This window comes from Paraburkholderia sp. Tr-20389 (assembly GCF_017104565.1).
In the GTDB taxonomy this organism is placed as follows: Bacteria; Pseudomonadota; Gammaproteobacteria; order Burkholderiales; family Burkholderiaceae; genus Paraburkholderia.
In genome coordinates this window covers 20,517-28,388 of record NZ_JAAGPD010000084.1, presented here as the reverse complement: position 1 = coordinate 28,388, position 7,872 = coordinate 20,517, and the positions used below count along the sequence as shown (strand labels likewise).

At 62.6% G+C, this 7,872-nt stretch carries 11 protein-coding genes; 5 read left to right on the top strand and 6 right to left on the bottom strand.

What is annotated here, in order from left to right; genetic code table 11:
- Positions 1–173: 173 nt before the first annotated feature.
- Positions 174–1,151, bottom strand: a complete 978-nt coding sequence (locus G3N95_RS39555) for a glycosyltransferase family 2 protein (protein ID WP_205975501.1) — start codon at positions 1,149–1,151, stop codon at positions 174–176.
- Positions 1,152–1,397: 246 nt separating this feature from the next.
- Positions 1,398–1,586, bottom strand: coding sequence for a hypothetical protein (locus tag G3N95_RS39550; protein WP_205975500.1), 189 nt, complete (start codon positions 1,584–1,586; stop codon positions 1,398–1,400).
- Positions 1,587–1,699: 113 nt separating this feature from the next.
- Between G3N95_RS39550 and G3N95_RS39545 the strand changes: the two genes are divergently transcribed.
- The gene (locus tag G3N95_RS39545; protein WP_205975499.1) at positions 1,700–1,930 is read left to right on the top strand and encodes a hypothetical protein; all 231 of its coding nucleotides are present in this window, start codon (positions 1,700–1,702) and stop codon (positions 1,928–1,930) included.
- A 20-nt stretch (positions 1,931–1,950) separates the two neighbouring features.
- Here G3N95_RS39545 and G3N95_RS39540 read toward each other — a convergent pair whose 3' ends face one another.
- Together G3N95_RS39540 and G3N95_RS39535 are read right to left on the bottom strand one after the other, a co-directional pair.
- Positions 1,951–2,418 carry a hypothetical protein gene (locus G3N95_RS39540; RefSeq protein ID WP_205975498.1) on the bottom strand — a complete coding sequence of 156 codons (468 nt, stop codon included), beginning with the start codon at positions 2,416–2,418 and terminating at the stop codon, positions 1,951–1,953.
- 102 nt (positions 2,419–2,520) lie between these two features.
- Positions 2,521–3,852 (bottom strand): MFS transporter, encoded by a 1,332-nt coding sequence (locus tag G3N95_RS39535; RefSeq protein WP_241019200.1) that lies wholly within the window; start codon positions 3,850–3,852, stop codon positions 2,521–2,523.
- Positions 3,853–4,153: 301 nt separating this feature from the next.
- Here G3N95_RS39535 and G3N95_RS39530 point away from each other — a divergent pair, with 301 nt between their 5' ends.
- Together G3N95_RS39530 and G3N95_RS39525 are read left to right on the top strand one after the other, a co-directional pair.
- A complete protein-coding gene (locus tag G3N95_RS39530; protein WP_205975497.1) occupies positions 4,154–5,011 on the top strand; it encodes a mechanosensitive ion channel family protein in 858 nt (285 codons plus the stop codon).
- A gap of 368 nt (positions 5,012–5,379) precedes the next feature.
- On the top strand, positions 5,380–5,592 hold the full coding sequence (locus G3N95_RS39525; RefSeq protein WP_205975496.1) for a hypothetical protein: 213 nt from the start codon (positions 5,380–5,382) through the stop codon (positions 5,590–5,592).
- On the opposite strand, the gene G3N95_RS39520 is transcribed toward G3N95_RS39525, so the two are convergent.
- Positions 5,578–5,844, bottom strand: coding sequence for a hypothetical protein (locus G3N95_RS39520; RefSeq protein WP_205975495.1), 267 nt, complete (start codon positions 5,842–5,844; stop codon positions 5,578–5,580). The two genes, G3N95_RS39525 and G3N95_RS39520, sit on opposite strands and share 15 nt — an antisense overlap.
- 59 nt (positions 5,845–5,903) lie before the next feature.
- Here G3N95_RS39520 and G3N95_RS39515 point away from each other — a divergent pair, with 59 nt between their 5' ends.
- On the top strand, positions 5,904–6,167 hold the full coding sequence (locus G3N95_RS39515; RefSeq protein WP_205975494.1) for a hypothetical protein: 264 nt from the start codon (positions 5,904–5,906) through the stop codon (positions 6,165–6,167).
- A gap of 85 nt (positions 6,168–6,252) precedes the next feature.
- Positions 6,253–7,515 carry a cardiolipin synthase gene (cls, locus tag G3N95_RS39510; protein ID WP_205975493.1) on the top strand — a complete coding sequence of 421 codons (1,263 nt, stop codon included), beginning with the start codon at positions 6,253–6,255 and terminating at the stop codon, positions 7,513–7,515.
- A 38-nt stretch (positions 7,516–7,553) separates the two neighbouring features.
- Here cls and G3N95_RS39505 read toward each other — a convergent pair whose 3' ends face one another.
- Positions 7,554–7,868, bottom strand: a complete 315-nt coding sequence (locus G3N95_RS39505) for a hypothetical protein (protein ID WP_241019199.1) — start codon at positions 7,866–7,868, stop codon at positions 7,554–7,556.
- Between the last annotated feature and the right edge of the window lie 4 nt (positions 7,869–7,872).

Sequence of the window (7,872 nt, the reverse complement as noted above, 5' to 3'; positions counted from 1 at the left end):
TTACGCTCCACGCTTCCTCCCCACACTCGGTCGCCCTCATGCAGTTGCGCTTCACTTCATTCGCTGTGACCAGCTTATGGCGGGACTTGCACCCGCAGGAGTGCGCCCATGCTGGGCGCACAAATACAAAAAGCGGCTCTTCGATAGAGCCGCTTTTTTATTGCACCGTGCGTTTATGGAAAGCGCGGTGCCGATGGCGGCAGTCCACGCGACTTCGTCGGAATGCATGCGCGTGCGATTAGCGACAGATGATAGTAGAGCCGTGCATCGAAGCCGTACCCATATGCATACAGATGCTCGAACGCCACTCGCAGTGCGGCGAGCGGCGCATCGTTCTTCGCGTACAGCGACACGACGATTGGTGCGAGCCTGCGCAATGCGAGCCGTCGAGCGGGTTCGAGCGATACATCGAGCGTCAGCCGCGACACGAATTCGAACGCCGTCATCGAAGCAGAGAACGCCGAGCCTCGGGAGCGACCCGAAACGGACAAGTCCGTTTTGCGGTAGTACGACACATAGCGATGCAGGTAATACACCTGCGATGCGGCGAGACACAACTCGGAGCCGAACACGTAGTCGCAGCACGTACCGACGTCATCGCGATAGCTGATGCGTTTGACGAGATCGGCATTCGCCATCCAGCCGTTATTCGGGAACATCTGCACGAGACCCGTGCGTCCTGGCTGCGCCTGCAGGCCTTGCGCGGCTGCGTTGCGATGGAAAGCCGCATTCACAGCGGCGCTTTTCGCCGCGTCGAAGTTGCCTTGCGCGTCGACTTCGTATTGATCGGCGAATGCGACCTCGAGCTGCGGATGCTGTTGCCACAGCGTCAGAAGACTCTCGATGCCATCGTTCGTAAAGTAATCGTCGTCGTGAATCAACGCGATCTTGTCGCCCGTCGCACGCGCGAAAAGACTCGCGACGTTGCGCGCCTGTCCCAGCGACGGTTCGTTCCTGACGTATCGGATGCGCGCGTCATGCGCGTAGCGCGCGGCAATCAACTGCTGCGTGCGCGTGTCGCTCGAATCGTCGCCGATCAGTATTTCTAGGTTCGTGTGTGTCTGCGCCAGACACGAGTCCAGACATTCGACAAGCAATTCAGGCCGGTTGTATGTCGGGACGCAAATGGAAACCTTGCAGGATGTCGTCATTGTTCTCCGCTCCCTCCATGATCCAGATGCAGCGAGCATTCCTGTTACGAAATATTCCGCTGCTGGGAGCAAGGTAGATGAAGGGCTCGGAAAAATAACCAGAAATAATTCAGTAAAAAATGCGGCTTCGATGCGCGCGTGCGGCAGACAATGCGCGGTTTTGCGGCGAAAAAATACGACAGTCCCGCAAACGATGCGGGCCGCCGTATTTCTTGCTGCAAATGTCGCCGCCCGCGCGCGAATGCATCAGCCGACGGACGGTTCGCCTTCGCCGGGTTTTTTACCGGGCCGGTCAGCGGGGGACTGCTTGCGGTGTTCGTCCTGGCGTTCGGGCATTTTGCTCTTTTCGTTGTCGCTGTGAGCGGGATGCTTCGGATGTTCGAGATCGCCGCCGGGGCTGGCCGTGGTGGCCGTATCCTGCTTTGGGCTGCTCATGGGATGCTCCTTGAACAAAGTCTGCCTTGATCCAGCAATTGCCGGTCCCGTACTGCCGTTGATAGACTCGTCGACGGGCGCCTACATTAAAAACAGCCCGACGGAGACAACTCATGAGCAAAATTGCCTTCCAGGATTTCGAACGTCAGGTATTGCAGCGTCACATGATCCGAGGACATGTGTATGAGAATGCCGCTGCTCTCGTCGATCGCGCGAACGCGTGGATCGCCGAGCAGAAGGTCGATGTGATCAACGTGGAAAGCCTGTCGACATTCGGTTCCGGCGACGATACGAGCGTGAGTCACTGGTACTCGGGTATCCGCGTCTGGTATCGCATCGACTAGCGCGCGAGGCGCGGGCAACGTTACTTGCCCGACACGATCAGTTTCAGCTTGTTCGCGCCGGCGGGCATCGCGGTGATCTGCGTACGCGCTTCACGTGAGCCGATATAGAAGTGCTGCCGCGCGGGCGAATTCACGTCGTGCGTCGCGTCGGGCAGACAGGAGGCGATGTCGGCCGCGACAGCCTGCAAGGCCGTCGTGCTCGAACCCGCGCCGCCGCTCGGCGTCCATGAACACGCGTAGCTGCCTTGGGACGCGCCGCATTGTGCATCGCTGCCGTACGGCTGCGCGATGCCTTTGCCATCGTCCGGCGTCAGTTGGGAAAAGCCCGTGGGCGCGGCTGCGACGATGCGTTTGAGCGCGGCGCAGGGGCTCGGCGCATCATCGGCGCTCGCGGTGAGCGGCGTGGCGATAGCCGTCGCGAGCGCGACGAGCGAGGCAGCGATAGCTCGCAACGAACGAATGGAGTGGGCGCGTGGGGTCCTTTGCATGAGCATCTCCTTGGCCTGGATGACCGCGCAGCGTGCGTGCGCAGCCGATCTGCCAGCCTCTTTGCAATGAACGCGCCTGGTCCTTTCTTGCGCCGGTGATGCCTATGCAGCGGCACCGCCGCCATGCTCTTCGCGTTCGAGCGTTCGCGTGCGGCGCAATTCGGGGAAGAGCTTCATCCACAACAGCGCAATCGCAATCGTCGCGCAACCGCCGACCAGCACGGCCGGTTGCGCGCCCCACCAGCCTGCAGTGAGACCCGATTCGAATTCGCCCAGCTGATTGGACGTGCCGATAAACAGCGAGTTGACGGCGCTCACGCGGCCGAGCATGTCGTCGGGCGTACGCAACTGCACGAGCGACAACCGCACGACGACGCTGATCACATCCGATGCGCCGAGCGCCATGAGCGCGAGCAGCGACACGATGAACGAATGAGACAAGCCGAACACGAGTGTCGCGATGCCGAACGCGATCACGCCACCGAACATCGCGGCGCCCGGCCGGTTACGCAGCGGGAAATGCGCGAGCCAGATCGTGCCGCCGAGTGCGCCGACGGCCGATGCCGAGCGCAGCAGACCCAAGCCGAGCGGTCCGGCGTGCAGTACATCGCGCGCGAAGATCGGCAGCAGGGCCGTCGCGCCGCCGAACAGCACGGCGAACAGATCAAGCGACAGCGCGCCGAGAATCACCGGCTGGCTGCGGATGAAACGTACGCCCGAGAACACCGATTCGAGCGTGACGGGCGCGCGCGGCATGGGATTCGTGCGCAGCGGAATCGTGCTCACGGCCGCCGATGCGAGCGCGAACGACAGCGTGCACGCGAGATACGCCGCGCCAGGACCGATGCCATAGAGCAGGCCGCCCAGCGCAGGACCGCCGATCTGCGCGGCCTGGTTCGCGGAGGTCGCCCATGCCGTCGCCTGCGACAGCTGCGCACGCGGCACGACACCCGGCAGCAGCGAAGCGACAGCGGGCGACTCGAACGCGCGCGCCGCGCCCACGCAGGCAGCGAGCACGTAGATCACGGGCGCGCTGATCCAGTCGCCGAACGTCCCCCACGCGAAGAGGGCCGCGGCTGCGCATTCGAGCCCCTGGCAGATGGCAGCGATGCGCCGCCGGTCGTAGCGGTCCGCGACCTGGCCGACGACGAGTGTCAGCACGAACATCGGCAGGAACTGGGCAAGGCCGACGAGGCCGAGCGCGAACGCGCTATGGGTGAGCGCGTAGATGTGCCAGCCCATCGCGACGGCCAGCATCTGGAACGACAGCGACGACAGCACGCGCGTGCACCAGAAACGCTGAAACGGCTTCTGTCGCGGGAGGCTGATTTCGGGTTCGCGATCGACCTTGTCGACGAGGATGTCGAAGGTGTCGGCGGGTTCGCCGGTGGTGGGATGCGTCGGGTCGCTGGAGTCGGCGGGCGGTGTGTTCATCGATAGATGGAGCGTCGTCCCATATAACGGGCCGACTGCGGTCGCGCGGCATGCCTTTATTCAGGCACCGCATTTGCAAATGCATTGGGCGGGAAAAGCGCGGCAGAACGCGTGTTCTGTCGACACTTCATTCGGGCCGCCAAGTGTAGAGCAAGTGAGTCGGGCTTGCCGATCTGCTTTCGACGCCGATCGACGGCGGCACGTTACGCGATGTTACGTGGCCTGCGCGTGAGCCGCATGGCGACCCGTCTGGGGATTCATATCGCATGCATCGGGACATTTTCTTCAAACAAAACTCATCATGGATGATCTGATCGCTCGCCTGTTTCACCTGCAACCTTCGCTGATCGTGTCGCTCACGCATGACCTGATGCATGCGGGCGTGGCGATCCTGATACTGATCGTCGGCTGGTGGCTGTCCAACCGGATCGGCTCGCTGCTGTCGACGGCGATGTCGCGCACGCGTGCGGATCCGACACTTGCGCCGATGGTCAATGCAATCGGCACATGGACCATACGCGTGCTCGTCCTGTTCGCCGCGCTCAGCGAGGTCGGCGTCGCGACAGCGAGTGTGCTGGCTGTGCTCGGTGCTGCCGGCCTCGCGATCGGTCTCGCACTGCAAGGCACGCTGCAGAATATTGCGGCCGGCATTATGTTGCTGATGCTGCGGCCGTTTCGTGCCGGCGACGTGATCGAAGGCACGGGAGCGACGGCAGGCATCGTGCGCGAAGTGGGGCTCTTCACGACGCGCATCGAACGTAGCGACGGCAATGCCGTGTTCGTGCCGAACAGCCAGATCTGGAGCAATCCCGTGATCAACTACAGCAGCGGCGGCACGCAGCGCGTGGAGGTGGAAGTGGCGATCGCGCAGCGCACGGACGTCGCATGCGCGATCGATGCGCTCAAGAAGATGATCGCCGGCGATCCGCGCGTGCTCGGAGGCACGACGCTCGCGCCTGTGGTGACGGCGGCCGACTATCGGCGCGGCGGGGGCGCGGCGGTCCGGCTCGCGGTCTGGGTGAGCGGAGCGGACGCGCAACTCGCTGCGGATGACATGCGCGAGCACGCGCGGGCCGTGCTCGAAGAGGCAGGCTGCAAAACGGTGGAGGCGCCTCGTGCGCAACCTGCACAGCGCTCTTCGCAGACGCAGCACGCCTGACAAGTACTCTACCGCTCCGAACTGCGATGCACTGTCGTGCATGTGGGCTGAGTTCCGGTTCCTGCATCGCAGCGCAGTGCACGACCGTTCATCGCCGATACCGCTTTTCCCGTCAATCACATCTCGCGCGGAATAATCTGCACTGAAGACGCGAACTCAAGTACACCGTTACTCGATCTGCGAACTGCCCGGCTCGGGCGCGCTGCTTCCGCGTTCAACGCTGGAGCGCACCCATTCGCGCGTTTTTCGAATTTTCCGGTGCACACGACAACGTGCCTGTTCGCACCGGCATGTTGCAAAGCCGCAATTTCGGGTAGGTGAAAACCCTGGCATTGAGATAAAATGCCGGTTCACACGAAGAGATTGCCATGTCGCCCCGTTTTCAGATCTTTGAAAAAATTGCCTTTTCGCTGGTCGTGATGTCCGCCGTGCTGTGCTCCGGCTACATCGCGTGGGAAACGTCGCCCGATTTCCAGGACGCCGTGCACGCTAGCGCCGCTGCCGTCCGGTGGAGCGGCGATTACTCGTTCATCTGCGCGTCGACGGCGACCAACGCCTGCGACCAGCTACCCGTCGACTGACTCCTCGAAGCGGAGCGCAAGAGCACGCTGGCGCGCCTCTCGGCGCAAGCCAGCGAGCAGCGTCGCGTAATTTTCGCTCCTTCCGTCGGCGTTTTTTTCAAAGCGCCGGCCGGCCATCCCGCATAAGCGTCGCCCCGTCTGGAACATGCATTTGGAATGCCGCTTGCTTGCTATAAGCGGCTGGACTTCGTCCGTCGCAACGACATGAAGTCCGGTTCCTTCGAAAACCGTCGTCGCCAGCCCGTCGATCATCAATGGTCGGCCTCCAACGGTCTAGAACAATTCCGATGCATGCACTGAGGAGCCGCGCCATGACACCCGCCACGCGTTATGAAATGCAGATTCTGCAAACGGATATGCGCATGCTGATCGCGGTCGACGACGCCGCGATCGAACTCTTTCCTGGCGCTGCGGCAAGCAGCGACGTCGCCGGCAAGCCATACGCGGTGTTGCACACCGATTCGCTCGCCATACTGAGCGGCTGGCGGGAGGTCATGCAGGCAGGGGGACGTCCGCATCGCCTCGTGAACAACGTCTACGGCTACCGCCAGGAAGTGAACAATCCGGACTGGTAATGCATCGCCGCAGCCGCGCGCGCGACGTCCCGCCCATGAGACACCGTGCGCGCCGTTCCCTCACTGACACCGCTCGACGCGGCGCATGTTGACGATCCTGCTCACCGCCGTCGTCACGCTCGTCGTCGTGCTCGTGATCGCCAATCTGTCGACGGGCGAAAAGAAGATCGAGCACAAGATCGAGCGCCTGTACGGCAGCGACGATCCGCAATTCATTCGTTCGATGGGTCTGCTGCTCGGGCCGCCCGTCACGTCCGGCAATCGCTTCGAGGTGCTCGTCAACGGCGACGAGATTTTTCCGTCGATGCTCGAAGGCATCGCGAGCGCGCGCAAAACCATCACGTTCGAAACGTTCATCTACTGGTCCGGCGCGATCGGCGAACAGGTCGCGCAGGCACTGTCGGAGAAGGCGCAAGCCGGCATTTCAGTGCATGTGCTGCTGGACTGGCTGGGTTCGCAAAAAATGGATCGGCGCTATCTGCAGATGCTCAAAAATGCAGGTGCCGAAGTGATCCAGTACCACAAGCCGCACTGGACCGGGCTCGGCCGCATGAACGATCGCACACACCGCAAGCTGCTCGTGATCGACGGACGAATCGGCTTCACGGGCGGCGTCGGCATCGCGCAGGAATGGACCGGGCATGCACAGGACGACACGCACTGGCGCGACACCCATTTCCGCGTGATGGGCCCTGTGGTCGGCCACATGCAAGCGGTTTTCATGGACAACTGGATCAAGACGACGGGCAATGTATTGCATGGTCCCGACTATTTTCCTGAACCGGACGAAGCAGGCGACGGTCGCGCGCACATGTTCAGCAGTTCACCTTCGGGCGGCAGCGACGACATGCAGTTGATGTATCTGATGGCGATCACGGCGGCGACGCATTCGATTCATCTCGCCAGCGCCTATTTCGTGCCGGACCGACTCACGATCAACGCGATCATCGAAGCGGCGAAGCGCGGCGTCGACGTGAAGATCCTGACGCCTGGCCGGCACATCGACACGCATACCGTGCGCGAAGCCTCGCGCGCATGCTGGGGACGGCTGCTGGAAGCGGGCGTGCAGATGTTCGAGTATCAGCCGACGATGTTTCACGTCAAGCTGCTCGTCGTCGACGAATTCCTCGTGTCGGTCGGCTCGACCAATTTCGACATGCGCTCGTTCAAGCTGAACGACGAAGCGAACCTCAACATCTACGACAAGGCGTTCGCACGCCGTCAGACGCAGATCTTCGCCAATGACCTCGCGAAGTCGAAACGCGTGACGCTCGAAGACTGGAACGGGCGACCGTGGACGGAGAAACTCGTCGATCGCGCGGTCGCCTTGCTCGATTCGCAGCTCTGACCGGCAAGGATGCCGGCGGTCCGCCCATCCCGTCATTGTCATGCATGCGATGCGCGCATCGGTGGAGCGTGCCCGGGTGGATCGCCTGCGGGCGGCTCGTGAGCGGGCGGTGCCCGATCCGGCTCACGCTCGGGAATGGGCGGTGAGCCGGGGCCCGGATCGGGATCGTCGTCGGGCGGCGGCGCAGGATCGGGGTCGGCTTCCGGCGGCGTCGGCGTGTGCAGACGCAGGCCGACGGGAAACGGCGGGACGGAAAGAACAGGGTACGCAGTCTGGTTCATCGTGTGGATCTCTCGAATGCAGTTCGACACAGGGATGAAGTCCGCAATGCATGTGCCATCAATTGCGTGCATCAGC

Excerpts from the sequence above, each read along its gene's own strand:
- G3N95_RS39555 (WP_205975501.1), bottom strand. The coding sequence starts at position 1,151 with ATGACGACATCCTGCAAGGTTTCCATTTGCGTCCCGACATACAACCGG.
- G3N95_RS39550 (WP_205975500.1), bottom strand. The coding sequence starts at position 1,586 with ATGAGCAGCCCAAAGCAGGATACGGCCACCACGGCCAGCCCCGGCGGC.
- G3N95_RS39545 (WP_205975499.1), top strand. The coding sequence starts at position 1,700 with ATGAGCAAAATTGCCTTCCAGGATTTCGAACGTCAGGTATTGCAGCGT.
- G3N95_RS39540 (WP_205975498.1), bottom strand. The coding sequence starts at position 2,418 with ATGCAAAGGACCCCACGCGCCCACTCCATTCGTTCGTTGCGAGCTATC.
- G3N95_RS39535 (WP_241019200.1), bottom strand. The coding sequence starts at position 3,852 with ATGAACACACCGCCCGCCGACTCCAGCGACCCGACGCATCCCACCACC.
- G3N95_RS39530 (WP_205975497.1), top strand. The coding sequence starts at position 4,154 with ATGGATGATCTGATCGCTCGCCTGTTTCACCTGCAACCTTCGCTGATC.
- G3N95_RS39525 (WP_205975496.1), top strand. The coding sequence starts at position 5,380 with ATGTCGCCCCGTTTTCAGATCTTTGAAAAAATTGCCTTTTCGCTGGTC.
- G3N95_RS39520 (WP_205975495.1), bottom strand. The coding sequence starts at position 5,844 with ATGATCGACGGGCTGGCGACGACGGTTTTCGAAGGAACCGGACTTCAT.
- G3N95_RS39515 (WP_205975494.1), top strand. The coding sequence starts at position 5,904 with ATGACACCCGCCACGCGTTATGAAATGCAGATTCTGCAAACGGATATG.
- cls (WP_205975493.1), top strand. The coding sequence starts at position 6,253 with ATGTTGACGATCCTGCTCACCGCCGTCGTCACGCTCGTCGTCGTGCTC.
- G3N95_RS39505 (WP_241019199.1), bottom strand. The coding sequence starts at position 7,868 with ATGCACGCAATTGATGGCACATGCATTGCGGACTTCATCCCTGTGTCG.